We start from the raw sequence: 24,585 nt of genomic DNA on the forward strand, positions 1-24,585 counted from the left end.
GCCTCATGCTCGCTCGTTTGTCCGATCTCGATCGCCGCGCTTTCCGTGATGGCGCGCGCGCCTACTCGCCGACGCTGATGGCGATCTTCTCCTGGGGCCTCGTGACGGGCATCGCGATGAGCAAGTCGGTGATGACCGTGCCGCAGTCGCTCGCGATGTCGCTGCTGGTCTACGCCGGCTCGTCGCAACTGGCCGTGCTGCCGCTGATGCTCGCCAAGCTGCCCGTCTGGACGATCCTGCTGACGGCTGCCATGGTCAACACGCGCTTCGTGATCTTCAGCGCGGGTCTCGCACCTCACTTTTCGTATCTACCGCTGTACCGGCGGCTGCTGGTCGGCTATTTCAACGGCGACGTCATCTATCTGCTGTTCCAGAAGAAGGCCTTCAAACCAGGCTACGTGCCCGGCAAGGAAGCGTATTTCTGGGGTATGGCCGTCTCTAGCTGGCTGTCGTGGCAGGTCTCGTCGATCATCGGCATTCTGCTGGCCAGTCTCTTTCCCGATAACTGGGGCCTTTCGCTCGCGGGCACGCTCGCGCTGATTCCCGTGATGGTGTCGGCGATCTCGTCGCGCTCCACGCTGGCGGCCGTGAGCGTTGCGGGTATCGTCGCGCTGGTCGCGTTCGATCTGCCGTATCGCCTCGCGCTGCCGCTCGCCGTCGTGACGGCGATCCTCGCGGGCACCGCCGCGGACGCGCTGGTCGAGCGCGCCGACCTGCGCCGCATCCGCAACAGAGCGGGAACGCCGGGAAGCCAGGGCCATCCAGGAGATACGCGATGAGCACGCTGCAGATCTGGCTCGCGATCATCGGGATGACGTTTGTCACAGCGCTGACACGCGCGCTGTTTCTGATCGGGGGTGAGCGCACGGTGTTGCCGGAGCGCGCGCAACGGATGCTGCGTTACGCGCCCGCGGCGGCGCTCGCGGCTGTGGTCGTGCCGGACGTGCTCGTGACGGACAGCGGCGTGTCCGTCGCGCTGTCGAATCACGAGCTGTACGGCACGCTGGCGGGCCTTGCGTGGTTCCTGTGGCGGCGGACGATGCTCGGCACGATCGTCGTCGGGATGCTGGTGTTCACGGCGCTGCGGTTGATTTTCTGAGACGTTTGACGGGATGCAAGCGAACGCACGTGCGGATGTTGCGCTGCAATATCGCGCAACGCCCGCTGTAGCCGGCAAATACTGGGATTCGCTCGGACGGGCTTAGATCGGTCCGTCGATCGGTTAAAATGGCTGTCTCCCGGAACACGCGCGAAGCCGCCGGCACCGTTCTCGATTGGCTGTTCGCGCAGCGTCCGCACCGCCTTCCAATCAACTCGCATATCAATCATGAAACAGGTATTGCGTCTCTCCGATCTGATCGCCGAAGGCAAACTATCCGGCAAACGCGTGTTCATCCGCGCCGACCTGAACGTGCCGCAGGACGACGCCGGCAACATCACCGAAGACACCCGTATCCGTGCTTCCGTGCCCGCCATCAAGTCCGCGCTGGACGCGGGCGCGGCCGTCATGGTCACGTCGCACCTGGGTCGCCCGACGGAAGGCGACTTCAAGCCTGAAGACTCGCTCGCGCCCGTCGCGAAGCGTCTGGCCGAACTGCTCGGCCGCGACGTGCCGCTCGTGCAGAACTGGGTCGAGAACGGCGTGAATGTCGCGCCCGGCCAGGTCGTGCTGCTCGAAAACTGCCGCGTGAACAAGGGCGAAAAGAAGGATTCCGACGAGCTCGCGCAGAAAATGGCGAAGCTCTGCGACATCTACGTGAACGACGCGTTCGGCACCTCGCACCGCGCCGAAGCGACCACGCACGGCATCGCGAAGTACGCGAGCGTTGCCTGCGCCGGCCCGCTGCTCGCGGCTGAACTCGAAGCGCTCGGCAAGGCGCTCGGCGCGCCGAAGCGTCCGCTGGTGGCGATCGTTGCGGGCTCGAAGGTGTCGACCAAGCTGACCATTCTGAAGTCGCTGGCCGACAAGGTCGATCAGCTGATCGTCGGCGGCGGCATCGCGAACACGTTCATGCTGGCGGCCGGTCTGAAGATCGGCAAGTCGCTGGTCGAAGCGGATCTCGTCGAAGAAGCGAAGGTCATCATCGAAGCCGCGAAGGCGCGCGGCGCATCGGTGCCGATTCCGTCGGACGTGGTCACCGCGAAGGAGTTCTCGCCGACGGCCAAGGCCGAAATCAAGCAGGTCGCCGACGTCCAGGACGACGACCTGATCCTCGACATCGGACCGGAAACAGCGAAGGCGCTCGCGTTGCAGCTCGAAAAGGCCGGCACGATCGTCTGGAACGGCCCGGTCGGCGTATTCGAGTTCGATCAGTTCGGCAACGGCACGAAGACGCTTGCGGAAGCCATCGCGAAGTCGTCTGCGTACTCGATTGCGGGCGGCGGCGACACGCTCGCGGCCATCGCCAAGTACGGCATCCACGACAAGGTGAGCTATATCTCGACGGGCGGCGGCGCTTTCCTCGAGTTCCTCGAGGGCAAGAAGCTGCCCGCAGTCGCTGTGCTGGAATCACGGGCCTGATAATGGCGACGCGCTCCCCCAACAAGCCTCAGAAGACGCGCAACGCGTCGCGCACGGCAGCGGCAGGGGAGCGCGCAGCGCGCTCCGCACAAGCGCTGCAACCCGAGGGCGCCGAACAGGCGGCCTCGCAACTTTCCGGCAACGCGCCAGTGGCACAGACCGCAGCCGTCGCCGAAGACATGAATACCGAACTGGCCGTGATCGATGTCGCGCAACAAGACGCGGCAGAAGGTTCAACCGCTACGGTGTCTCTCGCCTCAAACACCGAAGCCGATGCATCTCGACCCACGGCGCACGAAGCACCGCGGGCAGCAGATATCGCAGCAGTCCCCCACGATTCGACGCCGGGCCTTCAAGGTTCGAAGGGAACGAACGGCGCACCACCCCATGTAGCACCGGTCGTTGCGCAGCCTCCGCATCCGACTCCCAACGTTCATCCCAGCGATCTTATCCAGACGAGGAGACTCATGCATCGCGCCACCAAGATTGTCGCAACCATCGGACCCGCATCCAGCACGCAGGACATCTTGCTGCAGATGATTCAGGCGGGCGCCGACGTGGTGCGTCTCAACTTCTCGCACGGCACCGCCGACGACCATCGTCAACGCGCGGAGTTCGTACGTGAAGCGGCCCGGCAGGCAGGCCGCGAGGTTGGCATCATGGCCGACCTGCAAGGCCCGAAAATTCGTGTCGGCAAATTCGAAAACGGCAAAACCACGCTGATTGCCGGCAACACCTTCATCCTCGACGCCGAGTGCGAGCTTGGCAATGACGACCGCGTCGGCCTCGACTACAAGGATCTGCCGCGCGACCTGAAACCCGGCGACACGCTGCTGCTCAACGACGGCCTGATCGTGCTGAACGTCTCGCGCGTGATCGGCACCGAGATTCACACCGTCGTGAAGATCGGCGGCGACCTGTCGAACAACAAGGGTATCAACCGCCAGGGCGGCGGCCTGACGGCGCCGGCGCTGACCGCGAAGGACATGGAAGATATCCGCACGGCGATGTCGCTCGGCGCGGACTACGTGGCCGTGTCGTTCCCGAAGAACGCGACGGACATGGAAATGGCGCGCCAGCTCGCGAATATCGCGGGCGCGCCGTACGGTATCAAGCCGAAGATGATCGCGAAGATCGAGCGCGCCGAGGCAATCCCGGCGCTGCAAGGCATTCTCGAAGCATCGGACGGCATCATGGTCGCGCGCGGCGACCTCGCGGTCGAAGTCGGCAACGCGGCTGTGCCCGCGCTGCAAAAGCGCATGATCAAGATGGCGCGCGACGCGAACAAGTTCGTCATCACGGCCACGCAGATGATGGAGTCGATGATCCACGCGCCCGTGCCGACGCGCGCCGAAGTGTCGGACGTCGCGAACGCGGTGCTGGACGGCACGGATGCCGTGATGCTGTCGGCGGAATCGGCGGCGGGCAAGTACCCGGTGCAGACCATCGAAACGATGGCTGCCATCTGCGTCGAAGCCGAGAAGTCCGAGCATGTCGAACTGGACAAGGATTTTCTCGACCGCACGTTCACGCGTATCGACCAGTCCATCGCGATGGGCGCGCTGTTCACCGCTTACCACCTGGGTGCAAAGGCGATCGTCGCGCTGACTGAATCGGGCTCGACCGCACTGTGGATGTCGCGTCACTGGACGCATGTGCCGATTTTCGCGCTCACGCCGCGTACGGGTAGCGAGCGCGCCATGGCGATCTACCGCAACGTGACGTCGCTGCATCTCGACACCAGCAGCGACCGCGACATCGCGCTTGCGCAGGCGCTCGAAGTGGTAGTCGGCAAGGGCTATGCCGCACGCGGCGACATGGTCGTGCTGACGGTCGGCGAGCCGATGGGCCAGGCGGGCGGCACGAACACGCTGAAGATCGTGCGCGTCGGCGAGCCGGTCTGATCGGCGTTTGATGAGCCAGCCATAAACCGCCGTCAGAGCGAGTTACAGCAAGCCGGAAACGGCACGGCTGAACGGCACGCGTGAAGCAGAGTGCCGTGTCCCCGAAAGAGGCGGCGCACCCAGTTTGGGAGAGTGCGCTCGGGACACGGTCTGCTTCGCGATAAAATTGCACGAAATTGCATAAATAGATGCCGTCGGCACAGATTTCGTTTCAATCTATGGAGTAATCAATGCCTCTCGTATCAATGCGTCAACTGCTGGACCATGCCGCCGAACACGGTTATGGACTTCCGGCATTCAACGTAAACAATCTGGAGCAGGTGCAGGCCATCATGGCGGCGGCGGATCAGGTCAATGCGCCCGTGATCATGCAGGCGTCGGCAGGCGCGCGTAAGTACTCGGGCGAGCCGTTCCTACGTCACCTGATCGAAGCGGCTGTGGAGTCGTATCCGCACATTCCCGTCGTGATGCACCAGGACCACGGCCAATCGCCGGCAGTCTGCATGGCCGCGATCCGCAGCGGCTTTACGAGCGTGATGATGGACGGCTCGCTCGAAGCCGACGGCAAGACGGTGGCGTCGTACGAGTACAACGTCGATGTGTCGCGCAAGGTCGTTGAAGCGGCGCATTCGATCGGCGTGACAGTCGAAGCGGAACTGGGCGTGCTCGGTTCGCTGGAAACGATGAAGGGCGACAAGGAAGACGGCCACGGCGCGGAAGGCACGATGACGCGCGAGCAACTGCTGACGGACGTCGAGCAGGCCGCCGACTTCGTGAAGCTCACGCAATGCGACGCACTGGCGATTGCCATCGGCACGTCGCACGGCGCATACAAGTTCTCGAAGAAGCCGACGGGCGATATCCTGTCCATTCAACGCATCAAGGAAATTCACCAGCGCATTCCGAACACGCACCTGGTGATGCACGGTTCGTCGTCGGTGCCGCAGGAACTGCTCGCCGAGATCCGCGAATTCGGCGGCGACATGAAGGAAACCTACGGCGTGCCCGTCGAGGAAATCCAGGAAGGCATCAAGTACGGCGTGCGCAAGGTCAACATCGACACCGATCTGCGTCTTGCCATCACGGGCGCGATCCGCCGCTACATGGCGGAAAACCGTTCGAAGTTCGATCCGCGCGACTACCTGAAGCCGGCTCGCGAAGCCGCGAAGAAGGTGTGTGTGGACCGTTATCTGGCGTTCGGCTGCGAAGGCCAGGCGTCGAAGATCAAGCCGGTCTCGCTGGAAAAGATCGCTGAGAAGTACAAGGCGGGCGAGCTCGCGCAAGTCGTTCGCTAAGCGGCGGGCGGGCGCGCTTGGATGCCTGTCTGGCGCCCGTTTGTTCGCTGTTTGCGTATTGTTTGAGTAGTACGCAGCTGGCCATCTGGCCAGGTTGTCGTCAGATCGCCGTTCCCGCATGATCAGGGGAACGGCGTTTCCCTTTTGTTCCGGGCAGTTTTTGCCCCATTTTTGTGAATCACGACGATGTCTACCCTCTACGAATCCACGCTCCGCTCGCTGCCGCTGCTCGGCCGCGGCAAGGTCCGCGACAACTACGCGGTGGGCAACGACCAGCTGCTGATCGTCACGACGGACCGTCTGTCCGCGTTCGACGTCATCATGGGCGAGCCGATTCCGAGTAAGGGTCGCGTGCTGAACCAGATGGCCAATTTCTGGTTCGACAAGCTCGCGCACGTCGTGCCGAATCATTTGACGGGCGTCGCGCCGGAAACGGTCGTCGCGCCCGACGAGGTCGAGCAGGTGAAGGGCCGCGCAGTCGTGGTCAAGCGCCTCGAGCCGATTCTCGTCGAAGCGGTGGTGCGCGGTTATCTGGCGGGCAGCGGCTGGAAGGACTATCAGGCGACGGGTTCCGTGTGTGGCGTGCAACTGCCGGAAGGCTTGCAGAACGCGCAAAAGCTGCCCGAGCCGATCTTCACGCCGGCAGCGAAGGCCGAGATGGGCCACCACGACGAAAACATCACGTATGAAGAGATGGAGCGCCGCATCGGCACCGAACTGTCGGCGACGATCCGCGACATCTCGATCCGCCTGTACAAGGAAGCGGCCGACTACGCGGCCACGCGCGGCATCATCATCGCCGACACGAAGTTCGAATTCGGTCTGGACGACAAGGGCCAGCTGTACCTGATGGACGAAGCGCTCACGGCGGATTCGTCGCGCTTCTGGCCGGCGGACCAGTACCAGGTCGGCACGAACCCGCCGTCGTTCGACAAGCAGTTCGTGCGCGACTGGCTCGAAACGCAGCCGTGGAAGAAAGAGCCGCCCGCGCCGAAGCTGCCGGACGAAGTCGTCACGAAGACGGCCGAGAAGTATCAGGAAGCGCTCGAGCGCTTGACGGGTCAGAAACTGGCCTGAGCGCCACGCATACGGAAAACAGGCAAGATGAGTGAAGTTCAGACAGCACACACGCACAGCGCGCCGCTCGTCGGCGTGCTGATGGGTTCCAGTTCCGACTGGGACGTCATGAAGAACGCGGTCGCGATCCTGCAGGAATTCGGCGTGCCGTATGAAGCGAAGGTCGTGTCCGCGCACCGCATGCCGGACGAAATGTTCGCCTATGCTGAAAGCGCGCGCGAACGCGGCATCCGCGCGATCATCGCGGGCGCGGGCGGCGCGGCGCATTTGCCGGGCATGCTCGCGGCGAAGACGACCGTGCCCGTGCTGGGCGTGCCCGTCGCGAGCAAGTATCTGAAGGGCGTCGATTCGCTGCATTCGATCGTGCAGATGCCGAAGGGCGTGCCCGTCGCGACGTTCGCGGTTGGCGAAGCAGGTGCCGCGAATGCTGCGTTGTTCGCGGTGTCGCTACTCTCCGGCACGTCGCCGGAATATGCGGAGAAGCTCGCCGCGTTCCGCGTGCGCCAGAACCAGGCAGCGCACGCGATGACGCTGCCGCCGCTGTAACGCGTAGCAGTCAGACGTTGTAGTCCAGCGTCGCAGTGCAACGTCGTACTCCAATGTCGCAGTTCAATGTTTCACCCGGCCGATCCCCACATCGGCCGCGACCGACCACCAAGATGAATCCAGACAACACTCCGGTATCACCGATTCTGCCCGGCGCATGGCTTGGCATGGTCGGTGGCGGCCAGCTCGGCCGCATGTTCTGCTTCGCCGCGCAGGCGATGGGCTATCGCGTCGCCGTGCTCGATCCGGACGAGACCAGTCCGGCGGGCGCTGTTGCCGATCGCCATCTGCGTGCCGCCTACGACGACGAAGCGGCTCTCACCGAACTCGCGCGGCTATGCGCGGCGGTGTCGACCGAGTTCGAGAACGTGCCGGCCGCGAGCCTCGATTTCCTTGCGCGCACCACGTTCGTCAGCCCGGCAGGGCGCTGCGTCGCCGTTGCGCAGGATCGCATTGCGGAGAAGCGCTTCATCGCTTCGTCGGGTGTGCCCGTGGCACCGCATGTCGTGATCGAATCATCGGATGCGCTCGCTGCGCTCAATGATGCCGCGCTCGAAGCCGTGCTGCCCGGCATTCTGAAGACTGCGCGCATGGGCTACGACGGCAAGGGGCAGGTGCGGGTCGGCAACGCGGCCGAAGTGCGCGCGGCGCATGCGTCGCTGGGCGGCGTGCCGTGCGTGCTCGAAAAGCGTTTGCCGTTGAAGTTCGAAGTGTCGGCGCTGATCGCGCGCGGCGCGACGGGTTGCTCGACCGTGTATCCGCTCGCGCAGAACACGCATCGCAACGGCGTGCTGTCGCACACCATCGTTCCCGCGCCAGACGCGAGCGCGACGCTCGTCGAGCAGGCACAGCAGGCCGCGCTGCAGATCGCGGACAAGCTCGGCTATGTCGGTGTGCTGTGCGTCGAGTTCTTCATTCTCGAAGACGGCACGCTGGTCGCGAACGAAATGGCGCCGCGTCCGCACAACTCCGGCCACTACACGGTCGACGCCTGCGCGACGAGCCAGTTCGAACAGCAGGTGCGCGCAATGACAGGCATGCCGCTCGGCGACACGCGCCAGCATTCGCCCGCCGTGATGCTGAACATCCTCGGCGACGTGTGGTTCCCGGTCAACGGGAAGGGCGAGCGGCCCAGCGCCGCGGTCACGCCGCCGTGGCACGAAGTGGCTGCGATGCCGGAAGCGCGTCTGCATCTATACGGCAAGGAAGACGCGCGTCCCGGCCGCAAGATGGGCCACGTGAACTTCACGGCCGCGACGCTCGAACACGCGCGCGCGGCCGCACGCGATTGTGCGCGCCTGTTGCATATCCCGACGAGCTGAGCACGAGCCTTTATGCCGGATCAAACGAAACCTGCCGACGTGACATCGAGCGTCGGCGCCGACGAGATCGCGCGTGCTGCGGCGCTGCTCGATGCAGGGCAACTCGTCGCGTTTCCCACGGAGACCGTCTACGGGCTGGGCGGCGATGCCGAAAGTCCTGATGCTGTCGCACGCATTTATGCGGCGAAGGGCAGGCCGGCGAATCATCCCGTGATCGTGCATCTGGCGCCGGGCGGCGATCCGAACTATTGGGTCGAACAACTGCCGTCCGATGCGCAGCGTCTGATCGACGCGTTCTGGCCGGGTCCGCTTACGTTGATTCTTAAACGCGCCGCGCATATTCCGGCGGCAGTGAGCGGCGGCCAGGATTCAGTTGGATTGCGTTGTCCGTCGCATCCTGTTGCGCAGGCATTGCTCACGGCGTTCAGTGCGTTGCGTAATGGACATGGCGGCGTGGCTGCGCCGTCGGCGAACCGCTTCGGTCACGTCAGTCCGACTACTGCCCAACATGTGCGCGAGGAATTCGGCGATGCGATTCACGTGCTCGACGGCGGATCGTCGGATGTGGGCATCGAATCGACGATCGTCGATCTGTCGCGCGGCTTTCCCGCGCTGCTGCGGCCGGGACACGTGACGCCGCAAGACATCGCCGACGTGCTCGGCGAAATGCCGCGTCTGCCCGACGGCTCGGACGCGAGCGCGCCGCGTGCATCCGGTACGTTGAAGGCGCACTATGCGCCGCGCACGCCGCTTGCGTTGCTGCCGTTCGATGTGCTCGAGCCGTTGCTGGCCGCGCGGGCGCCCGGCGAACGCGTTGCGCTGGTCGCGCGTGTTTCGCGCGCAGGGCAGTGGGCAGAAGCGGAGGGCGTGCATTTTGTCGCCGCGCCGGAAGATCCGCATCTGTATGCGCGCGATCTGTATGGCTTGCTGCGTGCGCTGGATCGCGCGAATGTCACGCGGATATTGATCGAGAAGTTGCCAGATACGATCGAGTGGATCGCCGTCAACGACCGGCTGGGACGCGCGGCCGCGGCGTTCGAGGCGCACGACGCCTGACGTTCGGCTACGCGCGGCACGCATGCCGCGCGATCAAAAACGCAATCGCAAAAGCAGACGTACCCAATCAAAAAGCCCGACTCGTGAGAGCCGGGCTTTTTTCACATCGAGCGAAACTGAAAGCGGCGGGGCAACCCGCCGGATGCCGCTTACTTGCCGAGACCCGTCGCCGCGATCTTCCCTTCGACATACGTCGCAAACGCGGCATGCGCATGCGTCGTCGGGTGGATCGTGTCGGCGAACACATACGACTGGTCCGCGCCCGCGACCGTCAACGTGTTCGGCGAGCAGAACAGCGACGACGCGAATTGCTGGCCATACTGCGCAGCCGTCATGCCGCCGACCAGCACGGAAGGGTTCGCCGTCGCGTAAGCCGTTGCGTTCGCGGCCATCTGCGTGATGTTGCAGGCCGTGCCCGTCGTATTGCTGAACCCTTGCGCCGACGGATTGGCGAGCAGCGGCGTGAGCCAGCCGCTGGTCGACACAAAGACCACCTTGGTCGACAGGCCGCCAACGGCAAGCGCCTGCTGCAGCACGCCGTTATAAGTCGCGACGATGCCGGAAACAATCGAAGGAACCTGCGTCGACCCCAACTGCGTGGCAAGCTGCGCAGCCAGCGGCGTCTTGCCGATATCGGGCACGTCCATCACGACCACATGCGTCGCGCCTTTCGCGAGGATCGTGCCGATCTGCGTCGCGAGTGTCTGCGCCATCGGGCCGACGGTGCTCGCCGCGACCGACTGCACGATTTGCGAAGCCTGAGTCGGATTGGCCGCGACCTGCGTCGAGATCGACGTCAGCATTGCGGACAGGTTCTGCAGGATATCGTTGGCGCCGCCATTGATCAGCACGAGCTGATTCGAATTGAAGCTGCCGTGATCGGTCAGGTATTGCTGAACCTGCTGCGTCACCGGCCACGTCGTGGCCGCCTGGCTGTTAGGCGCGAAGCCATTACCGTCTACGCGCGACACATCCGAGCCTCCCTGTGCGTAGCCGAAGCCGCCATTTGCCGCGAGCGGCTTGCCGAAGCCGCCCAGGTAGGCCGGCGTCAGCGTATCGCCGTAGTACTCGGCGACTTTCTGCGTCCACACTTCACCGGGGTTCGTCGTGAAGCGTCCGCCGCCGAAGCTCGATGTGATCACGGGCGAATATGTGCCGACATCCGACAGACTGTCCCCGAACGACACCACCTGCAGTTTGACCCCGCCCGCAGGCGTGGCGCTCGCGTTGTTGTTATTGTTGTTGTCACTGCCGCCGCCGCATGCGACGAGCATGGCGAATGCCGCGCAGGCGACGGCGATGCGCGCGTAGCGCACGACGCCCGTGTTGTTTGATGCTTGCTTCATAAGGTCCTTATCTCCTCGTATGTATCTGGCCTGAGTCTGGTGTCTCGTGAGCCATTTGATGCAGGCGTCGTCTGGACGCGGCGACGAACCTGCAAAGCCTTCCCTGTTATCGCAGCCTCTAGACGGCCGCGTTGTTGTTCTGTTGTGTGTGTCCAGCGGTATCGGGCGCAAGCTCGCCGCCGCGCAGGCTCGCGTGATACTGCACGGCCCACGCGGGTGGCGCGAATAGCGCGCTCAGCCTGTTGCGCAAGCCGCGCACCTGCACGAAGTCCTGCGCCATCGAAGCCCATTCATGAAACGTCGCCTTCAACGGGTTAAATGTATGAAGCGGCTCGACGATCCCATACACGGGTCGCTCATTCGGATCTTCGTCGACATAGCTGCCGAACAGCCGGTCCCAGATCACCAGCACGCCCGCATAGTTGCGGTCGATATACCGGTCGTTGCGCGCGTGATGCACGCGATGGATCGACGGCGTGTTCAGCACGTATTCGAGCCAGCCGAGCTTGCCGATCGACTGCGTATGCACGAAGAACTGAAACCCCAGATTGATCAGCACGACGCCGACGATCTGCTTCGGCGGAAAGCCGAGAAACGCGAGCGGAATCCAGAAGAGCCACATGCCCGCAACGGGATACATGAGGCTCTGGCGAAACGCCGTCGAGAAGTTCATCCGCTCCGACGAGTGATGCACGACATGCGCGGCCCACAGCCAGCGCACGCGATGGCTGCAGCGGTGAAACACGTAGTAGAGCAGATCCTGCGCGACGAACAGCACGACGAACGACACCCAGCCCGCATGCCAGTCGAGCAGGCGGTAGTGCTCGTAGCAATACGCATAGACGGGAATGACGAACAGCCACGCGAGCTTGTCGGCGCCCTGGTGCATCAGCGCGAGCGCGGTATTGCACAACGTGTCGCGCCAGCTGTACATGCGCGCTTCGGGCTGTGTGCGCTGCGCGCGCCACGCCTCCCAGCCGATGCACGCGAGAAAGATCGGCGCCATGGCGAGCAGAAGCAATTCGGCATCGAATTGCATTGACGTCTCCCTCCGAGGGTCCCTGCGGCCTCCTCGAGGAGGCCGGCATTGTCTTTATTGTTTGAATGCGGCGCTGTTCATCATGCGGCGCCTGTGGCGCACGCCGTCATGCTTGTTTGTCTGCGCCTTTTTCATACTGCCCGACAGCGTACAACGCCTCGCGACGCGCCGCGCACCGCTTCAATAGAAGGAATCCTCAGTGCGCGCCGCGCTTCTGAGGGTTTTTCCTGATCTTGCGACGCGGCTCGTCCGCGGCTTCTGTCGTGGCCGGCGCGGCGGCGCTGGCGAGCATCGCGGACGGCCCCTGATACACCCATTCGAGCAGTTCGTCATGCGCGGCGCGCGCGGCTTCCGCGTGTGGATCGTTGATCAGGCTGACGACGACATAGCTTTGTCCATCGGACGATGCGACATAGCCTGCGATCGCGCGCACGTCGCGCAGTGTGCCCGTCTTGATGTGCGCGTTGCCGTTGACGGGCTTCGACGTCAGGCGATTGCGCATCGTGCCGTCCACACCGACGATAGGCAGCGAATCGACGAACACCTGCGCGACGGGGCTGGCGTTCGCGCTTTGCAGCAGATCGGCGAGTGCGAGCGCGGTGATGTGCTCGTCGCGCGAAAGGCCCGAGCCGTTGTCGAGGCTCAGATATTCCATCGGCATCGCGCTGCGATGCAGGAACGATTCGATTGCTTCCGCCGACTTCGCGGGCGTCGCGGGCGGCCGGTTGATGACGGCGCCGATCGTCAGAAAAAGATTGCGCGCCATCGTGTTGTTGCTGAACTTGTTGATGTCGCGAACGATGTCGGACAGCATCGGCCCCTGATGGGTCGCGACGAGTTTTGCGTCGATGGGTACGGGGCCTTCGCGCGTCGTCCCGTTGAACGTGCCGCCCGTCTGCTGCCACAGCGCGAGGAAGCCGCCCGCGAAGAACGTGGTGTGATCGAGCACGGCCACGTTGACGGTGCGCTCGCCGCAGCGCACCGGATAGTCACCGATGAACGACGCATTGACCACGCCATTCGCCGCCGGTGTGACGGCGGGCGTCACCAGTTCGCCGCGGCACGGGCCGCGCGTCGCATGCAATTCGTTGTCGATCTGCAATTGCGCGAGCGCGGGCAGCACGTCGATCTGCACCTTGCCGTCCTCGGACGGCGACATCGTGAATGACAGCGACTTGAACGCGTACAGCAGCGGATCGGGGCCGACGTTATAGGGCGAATTGACGTCGCTGTCGAAGGCGGGCAGATCGCGAGTAGATGGATCGAAGAAGCGCTTGTCGAGCACGAGCGCGCCGTCGATGCCCGTGATGCCCGCCTTGTGAATCTTCTGGACGAGATCGATCAGCTCTTCGGGCACGAGCTTCGGGTCGCCCGTACCCTGGATGTACAGATTGCCGTGCAGCACGCCGTTGCCGTCGATGTTGCCCTGCGCGTACGCCGTCGTCTTCCAGCGGTAGTCGGGGCCGAGTAGCGACAGGCCCGAGTAGGTGGTGACGAGTTTCATCGTCGAGGCGGGCATCATCGGCTTGCCGGCGTTCAGCGCGAGCACAGGCGTGCGGTCGCCGACCTTCTCGACGACCACGCTGATCGACGACAGCGGCACGTGCGCGCGTTGCAGGCCCGCCATCACGGCAGGCGGCAATACGGTGGTGACGTTGACGGCGGGTTGCTGCGCTTTCTTGCGCGCGTCGGCGGGCGCGGCGACGGCGAGCGCGGCGCATGCGAACAGAACGGCAGCAGCGCGCGCGGCGGCGCGGCGGTGGGAAGGCGAAAGTGACGGCGTCGGCGTGACGGCGCGACCGGTTGTGGACAGCGCAGCCGCCGGGTCAGCGTGAGCGGACGTCAGCGTCCTGAAGCGGCGCCCGAGCGAACAGGCATACGACGAGGCAAGTGAAACGAAGGCGAGCGGCATGTACGGACAGGATCGGCAAAAAGCAGCGAAATAGCAGCGAAATAGCGATGCGCGGCGGGCGGCGCGGAAAGCCAAATGCAAGCGCGACGAGTGCAACGAATGTCACGCCAGGCCTGCAAAATCAGCTGCGCCGTGCAAAAGCGCTCATTGTAGAGAGTTGCGATGACGTCGCGAAAAAAATGATGTCGTGTGTTTCGTGCGCGTCACGCAATCGCGGCGCAGCGTGCAAAGCCGATATGCAGCCAGCATCCATCAGGGATGAAAAAAGCACTCGGGCGCTAGAATGCTGGCATCGAAAACACATGGCCGGGACGCGAGTGCCGGAACAGCCGGAGCGGATGGATAGCGATGCGCATACTTCTCGTTGAAGACGACCGCATGATCGCGGAGGGCGTGCGCAAGGCGCTACGCGGCGAAGGCTTCGCGGTAGACCTGGTGCAGGACGGCGAATCGGCGTTGAACGCGGTCGCGGGCCAGCCTTACGATCTCGTGCTGCTCGATCTCGGCTTGCCGAAGCGTGACGGCCTCGATGTGCTGCGCACGCTGCGCGCGCGGGGTCATCAGTTGCCCGTGCTGATCGTCACCGCGCGGGACGCCGTCGCGGATCGCGTGAAAGGACTCGATGCGGGCGCCGACGATTACCTGGTAAAACCGTTTGATCTCGACGAACTGGGCGCGCGGATGCGCGCGCTGATTCGCCGCCAGTCGGGGCGCAGCGAATCGACGATCCGCCACGGCAATCTCACGCTCGATCCCGCCTCGCATCAGGTGACGCTCGACGGGGCGCCCGTCGCGCTGTCCGCGCGCGAGTTCGCGTTGCTCGCCGCGCTGATCGCGCGCCCGGGCGCGGTGCTGTCGAAGAGCCAGCTCGAAGAGAAGATGTACGGCTGGGGCGAGGAGATCGGCAGCAATACCGTCGAGGTCTACATTCACGCGCTGCGCAAGAAGCTCGGCGCGGAACTGATACGCAACGTGCGCGGTCTCGGCTACATGATCGCCAAGGAAGCCTGACACGATGCGTTCGATTCGCCGTCAATTGCTGTTCTGGCTGCTCGCTATCGTGTTGCTCGGCGTCGGCATTGCGGGTTGGCTCATCTACCGACAGGCGCTCGCCGAAGCCAACGAACTGTTCGATTACCAGTTGCAGGAAATCGCGGCCGCGCTGCCTGCCGAGCCGTTCTCGCAAGTGCTCAGCTCGCGCGATACAGGCGACGAAGGCATCGTGCTGCAAATCTGGAATCGCAACGGCGTGCTGATGTACTACTCGCATCCGCGCGCGCCGCTCGCGCCGCGCGCCGAACTCGGCTTTTCGACGGAGCGCACCGAGCGCGGCGACTGGCGCGTGTATGGTGCGATCGTCGGCGATAACGTGGTGCAGCTCGCGCAGCCGCTGTCGGTGCGCAACCGGCTCGCGGCGAACGTCGCGCTACGTACGCTGTGGCCGCTGATCGTGCTGCTGCCGCTGATGGGCGTTGCAGTGTGGGGCGTGGTTGGGCGCGGGCTCGCGCCTTTGCGGCGCGTCACGGGCGCGCTCGATACGCGCCATCCCGAAGCGCTCGATCCTCTGCCCGATTCGCGCCTGCCGCTCGAAGTACAACCGCTCGTGCGCGCGCTGAACGGCCTGCTGGAACGGCTCGCCATTGCGCTCGATACGCAAAAGGCCTTCGTCGCCGATGCCGCGCACGAACTGCGCACGCCGCTTGCCGCCGTGCAGATCCAGTCGCAACTGGTGGCGCGCGCGCATGACGAAACCGAGCGCCGCGAAGCGCTGGTCGATCTGCAGGCGGGTGTCACGCGCGCGACGCGTCTTGCCGAGCAGCTACTCGCGCTCGCGCGTTCCGAGCCGGATGGACACGCGGCAACGGGCAGTGTCGATCTCGACGCGCTCGTGCATGAATGCGTGACTGCTCACCTGCCTCTCGCGCAGAAGCGCGGCGTCGATCTCGGCATCGAGGCTAGCGAGCCCGCAACCGTCACAGGCGATGCCGAATCGCTGCGCGTGATGCTCAACAACCTGATCGACAACGCAACCAAATACACGCCGGACGGCGGGCGCGTCGATGTCTGCCTGCGCGTCGAAGACGGCCGGCCGCTCGTGCAGATCGCCGACAGCGGCCCCGGCATTCCGCCCGACGAACGCGACCGCGTATTCGATCGCTTCTACCGCGTTGGCGCGGGCGCAAACCGCGCGCGCACCGACGTTGCGGGCAGCGGCCTCGGTCTCGCGATCGTGCGGCGCATCGCGCTTCAGCATCACGCGAATGTCACACTCGACGACTCCGCGTCGGGCGGTCTGCGGGTCAACGTGCGTTTCTGAATCCCTTGTCCAGCAAGGGTTTGCGCAAGGCTTTCATCTAGTTGGCATTGTTTAAGATTGATTTAAGCGACGCCACGTACTCTTCGACTCATCAAAGAGTCAACTCTCCCAATCAGGAGTACACGATGCAAGCAAAAATACTGACCCGTAGCGCCGTTGCAGCGGCCGTCGTTATCGCATTGTCGGCGGGCTACGTGGCCGGTCATCGCGACGTGCCCGCGCCCCAGGTGATCTCGCCAGCGGCCGCCGCGATGATGCCTGCGGAAGCCGCGGCGAAAACGGGCATTCCCGATTTCTCGGGTCTCGTCGAAACGTATGGCCCCGCGGTCGTCAACATCAGCGCGAAGCATGTCGTGAAGCAGACCGCGATGCGCGGCGGCAATGGCGGTAACGCCGGCCAGTTGCCCATCGATCCGAGCGATCCGTTCTATCAGTTCTACAAGCACTTCTTCGGCCAGATGCCGGGCGGCCCCGGGGGTGGCGGCGGTAGCGATGACGGCGACCGTCCGAGCGCGAGCCTCGGCTCGGGCTTCATCATCAGCAGTGACGGCTATGTGCTGACCAACGCGCACGTCGTCGACGGCGCCAACGTCGTCACCGTTAAGCTCACCGACAAGCGCGAATACAAGGCGAAAGTGGTCGGCGCGGACAAGCAGTCGGACGTTGCCGTGCTGAAGATCGATGCGAAGGATCTGCCGACGGTGAAGATCGGCGATCCGCGCTCGAGCAAGGTCGGGCAGTGGGTCGTCGCGATCGGCTCGCCGTATGGCTTCGATAACACCGTGACGTCGGGCATCATCAGCGCGAAGTCGCGCTCGTTGCCGGACGAGAACTACACACCGTTCATCCAGACCGACGTGCCCGTGAATCCGGGTAACTCGGGCGGCCCGCTGTTCAATCTGCAGGGCGAAGTGATCGGCATCAACTCGATGATCTATTCGCAGACGGGCGGCTTCCAGGGCCTTTCGTTCGCTATCCCGATCAATGAGGCGATGAAGGTCAAGGACGATCTCGTCAAAACGGGCCACGTGAGCCGCGGCCGTCTTGGCGTCGCCGTGCAGAGCGTGAACCAGACGCTCGCGGATTCGTTCGGCATGAAGAAGCCGCAAGGCGCGCTCGTGAGTTCCGTCGATCCGGGCGGTCCGGCCGCGAAGGCAGGGTTGGAGCCGGGCGACGTGATCCTGTCGGTGAATGGCGTCGATGTTGCGGACTCGTCGGCGCTGCCGTCGCAGATCGCGGGCATCGCGCCGGGCACGCAGGCTAACGTCCAGGTGTGGCGCGACAAGTCGACCAAGGATCTGAAGGTGACGATCGGCTCGCTGTCGGACGCGAAGGTTGCATCGAACGCCGACAGCGGCCCGGCACAGATGCAAGGTCGCCTCGGCGTCGCCGTGCGTCCGCTCACGCCGCAGGAAAAGAGCGGCGCGTCCGTGTCGCACGGTTTGCTGGTGCAGGATGCGAGCGGCGCGGCCGCCAGCGCAGGTATCCAGCCGGGCGACGTGATTCTGGCCGTCAACGGGCGGTCGGTATCGAGCATCGACCAGTTGAAGCAGGCGGTGTCGGCGGCGGGCAACAGCATCGCGCTGTTGATCCAGCGCGACAACTCGCAGATCTTCGTGCCCGTCGATCTCGGTTGAGGCCGGAAACTCGTCGTGCTGGCCGGCGCCACAGGCGCCGGCCGGTAAAAGCTGCCGGTGATGGAAAAAATGGAAGGTTTACAGTTCGCGCACGCGACGCGCGTTGCAAACAGAACAGGCCCGATTTTCGGGCCTGTTCTGTTTGTGGGACTTGATGGGGCGGGATGGGCATGCAGATTGCGTCTGGGTAGGCGTCAGAACCGTTTGGGTTTGCCAAACCAGGAGCCACGCAATGACTCATCGTCGTATCGTCGCCCGCGCCGTTTCGGTTGCGGCAGCGACAGTTCTCACGCTCGGCCTGTCGGGCGGCGCATACGCGCAGCAGGCAAGCGAAACCACGGGCGGTACCACCTCGGATAACACTAGCGCGGGCAACGTCAACGGAGAAGGCCTACCGCAAGTGCAGCAACAGGGCGACGTGTCGTACACGTCGGGCGGCGTCGGCCTCGATGAATCGAAGGCGCTGCAGTCCGCGCAGAGCCAGTGGCCGTTGTCGCTGCGCTTCACGGGCCCCGGTTCGGACTATCTCGCCGATGTGAAGGTGAAAATCGTCGACGCACACGGCGGCAGCGTGCTCGACACCACGTCGCGCGGGCCGTACATGCTCGTCAAGCTGCGCCCGGGCCGGTACACGGTCCACGCGGCGTACAAGGAAAACGATCAGTCGAAACCCATCACCATTCCGGCAAAGGGTACGGCAAAGGCCGCGTTCTACTGGAAGACGCAGTAAGCGGCCCGAAAGAAACGGGCAAGAAGGCGGCGGAAACAAGGCGGGAATGCACGCGTCGAATCGCCGCCGGGGCAGCTCGCAACGGCCGCGACGCAACGCGCGCGCCGCTGCAATCGGTAGAGACCCGATGCTCCAACGAAGGCCGCGCAATCGCGGCGCGTTTGGTCAATAATGAAGCCACGGACACGCTCCGTGGCTTCCGCATTTCGGAGCCGACGCTGCGCGGCCCGGAAGACGCGCGCCGCACAATGACAACGACGCGGCGCGTGCCAAGGGTGCCGGGCTGACGGTTCAGCCAGGCGGCTGATCGGAGCGTGCGCGAACGTGCCAGCAGCGGAGCGGATCACATGAACGATGCCCCATCCGGCGGAAGCGCCGAAGACGCGGACAGCGGTAGCGCCGGGCACGGCGGCCATGCATCTGGCGGTGCGCCAGCGCACGGAGGCGACGCCGAAGCGGGGCATACGATTTCCATCAAGGCCAACCGGCATCGGGTACGGGTGATCCACCAGGGCGTGACCTTCGCGGACACGCATGCCGGGTTCACGCTGTGCGAGACCGGCTGTCCCGAAGTGTTTTATTTTCCCAGGGCCGACGTCAACATGGCGCGGCTCGAACGATCGACTCACACGTCGCACTGCCCGTTCAAGGGCGAAGCGTCGTACTACCATCTGCGAACGGAAGACGAGACGATCGAGAATGCAGTCTGGAGCTACGAAAATCCTCTGGAGCGGGTGAAGCAGATCGCGGGGTATCTTGCGTTTTACGCATCGAGTGTCGACCGCATCGATCAGACATCCTGATCCCGCAGTCGCACGGTTATCGGGGAGGCTGCCATGGAATTGAACGACGCGTTGAGAGTGCCGCTGGCGCCGTCCGAAGTCTGGGACGCGCTGCAGGATCTCGCGTTGCTGCGCGCGAGTCTCGACAATTGCGAGTCCTTGCGCCGGCTCCAGGGCGGCGAATATCTGCTGACAATGACGGTGCCGCTCGGACCGTTGCGCGCGCACTATCACATACGCGCGCACGTCGCGAGCGAGGACGGCGTGAACAGCGCGAAGCCGCATCGCACGCTCAACTTCAAGGCGCGCGCCGAGGGCGTCGGCTCGCTGCGCGGACAGATCGACGTGTCGCTGCGCACCGACGATCACCTTCATCTGCATCTTCCCGGCCGTGGCCCGAGCACGCGCATCGACTATTCAGTGTGGGCGACGTCGACGGGACCGCTCGCGCAACTGCCCGCGCGGCAGATCGAAAACGCGCTGCACGAACTGGCCGACGACTTCTTCACCGAGTTCTGCGCCGTCGTCCAGGCGAAGCACGGCAAAGGGCCGAACCGCGCGACGGGCACGCAAGGGCGGCGCCAGCACGTGTTTCTGCGGCCGATCAGCCTTTCGGGCGTGGCGCGCCGCGCGCGGCTGCACGACCATCATCAAGGCGGCACGCTGACGGGCCGCGCGGCGCATTCGCTGCTGCACGGCCTGCATCACGAGCATGATCCGCATGTATTGCCGAACTGGGCGTGGGCGGCGATGATTTTCTTCGTCGCGCTGCTGCTTTACGTCGCGCGGTACTTCACGCAAGGCTAGTCTTTACCTTCGCTTTGCGCGCGGCGGCTCACACGCCGCGAAACTCTCTGCGCCACGCGGACGGCGACGTCCTGAACGCGTCAGTGAAATGCTGGCGCAGCGACGCCGTCGAGCCAAACCCCGCCATTCCCGCAATCGACTCGATCGACTCGTCGGTGCTTTCGAGCAGCTGCTGCGCGCGCGCGAGCCGTTGCGCCAGCAGCCACGCGCTCACGGTCGTTCCCGTCGCGGCCTTGAAGTGCCGTGTGAACGTGCGGCGGCTCATCGCGGCGCGCCCGGCGAGGGAATCGAGGGTATGCGGCGCGTCGAGCGTGCCGTGTACCCAGTCGAGCAGCGCGGATAAGCGGTCGCCGCGCAGGTCGGGCGGCATGGGCTGCTGGACGTATTGCGCCTGGCCACCCTGACGATGCGGCGGCACGACGAGGCGCCGCGCGATGTAGTTCGCGCTTTGCGCCCCACACAGCTTGCGCACCACATGCAGACAGCAATCGAGCCCCGCCGCCGTGCCCGCCGACGTGAGGATGTCGCCGTCGTCGACATACAGCACCTGCGGATCGACCTTCACGTTCGGAAAACGCCGGGCGAAGTCGGCGGCCCACGCCCAGTGCGTGGTCGCCGCACGTCCGTCGAGCAGGCCGGCGGCGGCGAGCACGTAGGCGCCCAGACACAGGCCGACCAGTTGCGCGCCGCGTGCGTGCGCGGCGCGCAATGCGTCGAGCAGCGCGGCGGGCGGTGTTTCGTCAGGATCGCGCCAGGTGGGAACGATGATCGTGTCGGCGGCGGCGAGCGCGTCGAGACCGTGCGTCGCGGCGATCGAAAAGCCGGCTGTCGTCGAAAGTGGCCCGGGGTCGATCGAGCAGACCCGGAACTCGAAGCCGAGCACGCCGCCGTCGCTGCGATCCTCGGCGAACACGACACACGGCACGGACAGGTGGAACGGGCTGATGCCGTCGAAGGCGATGGCCGCCACGACATGCGGTGTCTTCGGGGCGGTCCGGCACGTCTGCGTTTCCTGGCGTTGAGGACTCGCGCGGGAGGTCCGCTGCTTCGCGGGTTTTGAAGCAGCTTTTGACGCAGGCGTTGCAGCGGCACGGACAGCGGAGCGGGCCATCGCGGCCTCCCGTTCGAAAGTGCGAATGGCCCAATCCTAGCGAAAATTGTCATTCGGGTCACTGTCGCGCGATAGGCGGAACGCGAACAATGCGCACATCGCGGCTGCAACCGCCAGCCGCCAACTTCAACCATCAAGGAGAGTTGCCATGCCGACGCCCCGCCGAGCCCTGATCGTCATCGATGTGCAGAACGAATATGTGACGGGCGACCTGCCGATCGAATATCCGGACGTGCAGACGTCGCTCGCGAACATCGGCCGCGCAATCGACGCGGCGCACGCTGCGCAGATTCCCGTGGTCGTCGTGCAGAACTTCACGCCGCCCGGCTCGCCGATCTTCGCGCGCGGCAGCGAAGGCGCGGAACTTCACAGCGTGGTCGCATCGCGCAAATACGATCACCACATCGAGAAAGCACTGCCGAGCGCGTTCACCGACACCGATCTGGCCGACTGGCTCGCCACGCGCGAGATCGACACGCTTACCGTGACCGGCTACATGACGCACAACTGCGACGCGTCGACGATCGTTCACGCGTTGCACATGGGCCTCGCCGTCGAGTTTCTGCACGACGCGACGGGTTCCGTTCCATATGAAAACAGCGCCGGTTTGGCAAGCGCGGAGGAGATCCATCGCGTGTTCAGCGTCGTGCTGCAGTCGCGCTTCGCGGCCGTCGCGAGCACGCAGCAATGGATCGGGGCCGTGCAGTCGGGTGGTCAGCTGGAACGCGGCTCGATCTATGCGTCGAACCAGAAGGCGCGGGCGAAGACGGCAGCCTGAGTGAACGGAAAATGAAGGTAAAAGGGCGGCCGGCTTGCCGGCGCCCATGCGGCGCATCAGCTTTCAGGGCTGGGCACCGCTGTGAAGTCTTGCGAAAGCGCTCTCAGGCGCCCATGCGCAGCGCCGGGCTGCGCAACGCATCGATCATGCTTTCGACCATCTGCCGCGCGTGCCGGCCGAAGTCCAGCACTTCCGGCACGAACAGCATGTCCTTCAACGATCCGCTGATGAACGCATGCACCATCGACGCCGCCACGGGCACGTTCATGTCGGCGGGCAACTGCCCTTTGGAAATCGCGTTGCGCATGCCCGCCTGGATGCTCGTGAGGCTCTCGCGCATCGTGTTCTGATAGCGCGCCATCACGGGCCCCATCTCTTCGACGAACTCGCACTTGTGAAACAGGATGTCGAACACCCGGCGGCGGTGCGGATCGTTCGCGGTGTCGCGTAGGCAGACGGTGCAGATATCGACGAGGCGGCCGAGCGGATCGGCCTCGTTGGGATCGACGGAAGCGGCTTTCAGTTCGTCGAGCGGCAGCAGCACGCGGTCGAACATTTCCGTGAAGAGCTCGCCCTTGTTGGCGAAGTGCCAGTAGATCGCGCCACGCGTGACGCCTGCCGTCTGCGCGATGTCGGCGAGCGAAGTGCGCGACACGCCTTTCTCCGAAAACACCTGTTCTGCTGCATCGAGGATGCGGGTGCGCGTCTCCTGCGCTTCTTCCTTGGTTCGACGGACCATTCGTATTGCCCTGCAATAAATGCGGGGTTTCCCCTGACGTTTTTAAACGCGCCTGATAAAGATCATTCCGCGCGCACGTTAATGCCTGGCAGATCTTCCGGAGGAAACCCTTTTTCCCGGTTTAACACACTTTTACGTGCATTCATGAATGTATATATAATAGCACCCCATCGATCGGATGGCTTACGTTTGGGTGAACGGATAAGATCCGTCACTGTTGTCTTTGCAAGCATCTTTGCGCCATCTCAAGAGATGAGTGGCGCGGTGCGGCATTTCCCGGTTTGGCGCATTTCGCAGTGAATGCGCCCGCAGGAAAAGCATTCGTGAGCGTCCGGTCATGGCGTCTTCGAGACGCCAATTTGCGCAGCCTTCTCCGGAGAGAGATGCACGCATTTTTTCCTTCTCAGTCTTTGACAGAGGTCGCTCCATGCGCGTCGAACGGGTTCCATTCCGCTTACTCACTGCCGCGACGGCTGCCGTAATGCTGGCAGCATGCGGACAAAAACAATCAGCACCTCCGCCTCAAACCCCTGAAGTCGGCGTCGTCGAGGTCCAGCCTCACGCCGTGCCCGTCGTCACCGAACTGCCGGGCCGCACTAGCGCGTTCCTCGTCGCGCAGGTGCGCGCGCGGGTCGACGGCATCGTGCTGCGCCGCGAGTTCACGGAAGGCACGCAGGTCAAGGCGGGGCAACGTCTCTACAAGATCGATCCGGCGCCGTACATCGCGACGCTGAACAACGCGAAGGCGTCGCTCGCGAAGGCGCAGGCGAACCTCGTGTCGACCACCGCGCAGGCCAATCGCTTCAAGGTGCTGGTCGCGGCGAACGCGGTGTCGAAGCAGGACTACGACAACGCCGTCGCTTCCGAAGGCCAGGCCGCGGCCGACGTCGCAGCCGGCAAGGCCGCTGTCGATACCGCGCAGATCAACCTCGGCTATACGGACGTCGTGTCGCCCGTCACGGGCCAGGTCGGTATCTCGCAGGTCACGCCGGGCGCTTACGTGCAGGCGAGCCAGGCGACGCTGATGTCAACCGTGCAGCAACTCGATCCCGTCTACGTCGACGTTACGCAGTCGAGCCTCGCGGGCCTGAAGCTGCGTCGCGAAATCCAGGCTGGCCGTCTGAAGACCTCGGGCCCGGACGCCGCGAAGGTCGAACTGGTGCTTGAAGACGGCCGCGTCTATTCGGAGAAGGGCAAGCTGCAGTTCACCGACGTCACCGTCGACCAGACCACGGGTTCCGTGACGATCCGCGCGATCTTCCAGAACAAGGATCACGTGCTGCTGCCGGGCATGTTCGTGCGCGCGCGCATCGAGGAAGGCGTCAACGAAAACGCGCTGCTGGTGCCGCAGATCGGCGTCACGCACGACCAGAAGGGCCAGCCGACGTCGCTCGTCCTCAATAAGGAAGACAAGGTCGAGCTGCGCACGCTGCAGGCCACGACGACCTACGGCCAGTACTGGGTGGTCGAAGGTGGCCTGAATGCGGGCGACCGCGTGATCGTGAACGGCGTCGACAAGGTGCGTCCGGGTGCAACGGCCAAGGCCGTGCCGGGCCAACTGCCGCCGTCGCCCGCATCGGACGCAGCCGCATCGGCTCCGGCCGTTGCACAGCCAGCTAGCGGCGCAGCCGCGGCCTCCGCTGCATCGGGCGCGTAAACAAAGGGA

Annotated in this window: 22 protein-coding genes; 17 read left to right on the forward strand and 5 right to left on the reverse strand. The window is 64.4% G+C overall.

All coding sequences use genetic code 11. The features are described from left to right. Positions 1-5 precede the first annotated feature (5 nt). From C2L65_RS02300 to C2L65_RS02340, 9 genes are all read left to right on the forward strand, one after another. Complete coding sequence (locus tag C2L65_RS02300; protein ID WP_042311079.1) at positions 6-779, forward strand: AzlC family ABC transporter permease; 774 nt, start codon at positions 6-8, stop codon at positions 777-779. Then, positions 776-1,099 (forward strand): AzlD domain-containing protein, encoded by a 324-nt coding sequence (locus tag C2L65_RS02305; RefSeq protein ID WP_042311015.1) that lies wholly within the window; start codon positions 776-778, stop codon positions 1,097-1,099. The genes C2L65_RS02300 and C2L65_RS02305 overlap by 4 nt, the downstream gene beginning before the upstream one ends. 228 nt (positions 1,100-1,327) lie before the next feature. After that, a complete protein-coding gene (locus tag C2L65_RS02310; protein WP_042311013.1) occupies positions 1,328-2,521 on the forward strand; it encodes a phosphoglycerate kinase in 1,194 nt (397 codons plus the stop codon). Positions 2,522-2,988: 467 nt separating this feature from the next. Beyond that, positions 2,989-4,425, forward strand: a complete 1,437-nt coding sequence (gene pyk / locus C2L65_RS02315; protein ID WP_042311078.1) for a pyruvate kinase — start codon at positions 2,989-2,991, stop codon at positions 4,423-4,425. 230 nt (positions 4,426-4,655) lie between these two features. Beyond that, positions 4,656-5,720, forward strand: a complete 1,065-nt coding sequence (gene fba, locus C2L65_RS02320) for a class II fructose-bisphosphate aldolase (protein WP_042311011.1) — start codon at positions 4,656-4,658, stop codon at positions 5,718-5,720. Between the two features lie 186 nt (positions 5,721-5,906). Continuing rightward, a complete protein-coding gene (locus tag C2L65_RS02325; RefSeq protein ID WP_042311008.1) occupies positions 5,907-6,797 on the forward strand; it encodes a phosphoribosylaminoimidazolesuccinocarboxamide synthase in 891 nt (296 codons plus the stop codon). 27 nt (positions 6,798-6,824) lie between these two features. After that, positions 6,825-7,343 carry a 5-(carboxyamino)imidazole ribonucleotide mutase gene (gene purE, locus C2L65_RS02330; protein WP_042311006.1) on the forward strand — a complete coding sequence of 173 codons (519 nt, stop codon included), beginning with the start codon at positions 6,825-6,827 and terminating at the stop codon, positions 7,341-7,343. Positions 7,344-7,456: 113 nt separating this feature from the next. After that, positions 7,457-8,665 (forward strand): 5-(carboxyamino)imidazole ribonucleotide synthase, encoded by a 1,209-nt coding sequence (locus C2L65_RS02335; protein WP_042311004.1) that lies wholly within the window; start codon positions 7,457-7,459, stop codon positions 8,663-8,665. A 12-nt stretch (positions 8,666-8,677) separates the two neighbouring features. Further along, positions 8,678-9,721, forward strand: coding sequence for an L-threonylcarbamoyladenylate synthase (locus C2L65_RS02340; RefSeq protein WP_042311003.1), 1,044 nt, complete (start codon positions 8,678-8,680; stop codon positions 9,719-9,721). A gap of 149 nt (positions 9,722-9,870) precedes the next feature. Here the strand turns inward: C2L65_RS02340 and C2L65_RS02345 are convergent, their stop codons facing one another. From C2L65_RS02345 to dacB, 3 genes are all read right to left on the reverse strand, one after another. Next, complete coding sequence (locus C2L65_RS02345; protein ID WP_042311001.1) at positions 9,871-11,067, reverse strand: SGNH/GDSL hydrolase family protein; 1,197 nt, start codon at positions 11,065-11,067, stop codon at positions 9,871-9,873. Positions 11,068-11,185: 118 nt separating this feature from the next. Then, on the reverse strand, positions 11,186-12,106 hold the full coding sequence (locus tag C2L65_RS02350; RefSeq protein ID WP_042311000.1) for a sterol desaturase family protein: 921 nt from the start codon (positions 12,104-12,106) through the stop codon (positions 11,186-11,188). Positions 12,107-12,302: 196 nt separating this feature from the next. Further along, on the reverse strand, positions 12,303-14,018 hold the full coding sequence (dacB, locus tag C2L65_RS02355; protein ID WP_042310998.1) for a D-alanyl-D-alanine carboxypeptidase/D-alanyl-D-alanine endopeptidase: 1,716 nt from the start codon (positions 14,016-14,018) through the stop codon (positions 12,303-12,305). Between the two features lie 348 nt (positions 14,019-14,366). Between dacB and C2L65_RS02360 the strand changes: the two genes are divergently transcribed. The 6 genes from C2L65_RS02360 (at position 14,367) to C2L65_RS02390 (ending at position 20,291) form a co-directional block, all read left to right on the forward strand. Continuing rightward, positions 14,367-15,029 (forward strand): response regulator, encoded by a 663-nt coding sequence (locus tag C2L65_RS02360; protein WP_007581415.1) that lies wholly within the window; start codon positions 14,367-14,369, stop codon positions 15,027-15,029. Between the two features lie 4 nt (positions 15,030-15,033). Then, positions 15,034-16,335 (forward strand): ATP-binding protein, encoded by a 1,302-nt coding sequence (locus C2L65_RS02365; RefSeq protein ID WP_042310997.1) that lies wholly within the window; start codon positions 15,034-15,036, stop codon positions 16,333-16,335. Positions 16,336-16,460: 125 nt separating this feature from the next. After that, positions 16,461-17,972, forward strand: a complete 1,512-nt coding sequence (locus tag C2L65_RS02370) for a DegQ family serine endoprotease (protein ID WP_042310996.1) — start codon at positions 16,461-16,463, stop codon at positions 17,970-17,972. A gap of 232 nt (positions 17,973-18,204) precedes the next feature. Next, positions 18,205-18,702 carry a hypothetical protein gene (locus tag C2L65_RS02375; protein WP_042310995.1) on the forward strand — a complete coding sequence of 166 codons (498 nt, stop codon included), beginning with the start codon at positions 18,205-18,207 and terminating at the stop codon, positions 18,700-18,702. A 347-nt stretch (positions 18,703-19,049) separates the two neighbouring features. Continuing rightward, on the forward strand, positions 19,050-19,505 hold the full coding sequence (locus C2L65_RS02385) for a DUF427 domain-containing protein (RefSeq protein WP_042310993.1): 456 nt from the start codon (positions 19,050-19,052) through the stop codon (positions 19,503-19,505). A 33-nt stretch (positions 19,506-19,538) separates the two neighbouring features. Then, positions 19,539-20,291, forward strand: coding sequence for an SRPBCC family protein (locus tag C2L65_RS02390; RefSeq protein WP_042310992.1), 753 nt, complete (start codon positions 19,539-19,541; stop codon positions 20,289-20,291). 28 nt (positions 20,292-20,319) lie between these two features. On the opposite strand, the gene C2L65_RS02395 is transcribed toward C2L65_RS02390, so the two are convergent. Beyond that, positions 20,320-21,402: a helix-turn-helix domain-containing protein gene (locus tag C2L65_RS02395; RefSeq protein WP_042310990.1), complete on the reverse strand. Its 1,083-nt coding sequence runs from the start codon at positions 21,400-21,402 to the stop codon at positions 20,320-20,322. Between the two features lie 148 nt (positions 21,403-21,550). Here C2L65_RS02395 and C2L65_RS02400 point away from each other — a divergent pair, with 148 nt between their 5' ends. Beyond that, positions 21,551-22,180, forward strand: a complete 630-nt coding sequence (locus tag C2L65_RS02400) for a cysteine hydrolase family protein (RefSeq protein ID WP_042310988.1) — start codon at positions 21,551-21,553, stop codon at positions 22,178-22,180. Between the two features lie 103 nt (positions 22,181-22,283). Here C2L65_RS02400 and C2L65_RS02405 read toward each other — a convergent pair whose 3' ends face one another. Next, positions 22,284-22,919 (reverse strand): TetR family transcriptional regulator, encoded by a 636-nt coding sequence (locus tag C2L65_RS02405; RefSeq protein ID WP_042310986.1) that lies wholly within the window; start codon positions 22,917-22,919, stop codon positions 22,284-22,286. 427 nt (positions 22,920-23,346) lie between these two features. On the opposite strand from C2L65_RS02405, the gene C2L65_RS02410 reads away from it, so the two are divergent. Beyond that, positions 23,347-24,576: an efflux RND transporter periplasmic adaptor subunit gene (locus C2L65_RS02410; RefSeq protein WP_042310984.1), complete on the forward strand. Its 1,230-nt coding sequence runs from the start codon at positions 23,347-23,349 to the stop codon at positions 24,574-24,576. Positions 24,577-24,585: the final 9 nt, after the last annotated feature.

It is taken from the genome of Paraburkholderia terrae, assembly GCF_002902925.1.
GTDB classification, from domain to species: Bacteria; Pseudomonadota; Gammaproteobacteria; order Burkholderiales; family Burkholderiaceae; genus Paraburkholderia; species Paraburkholderia terrae.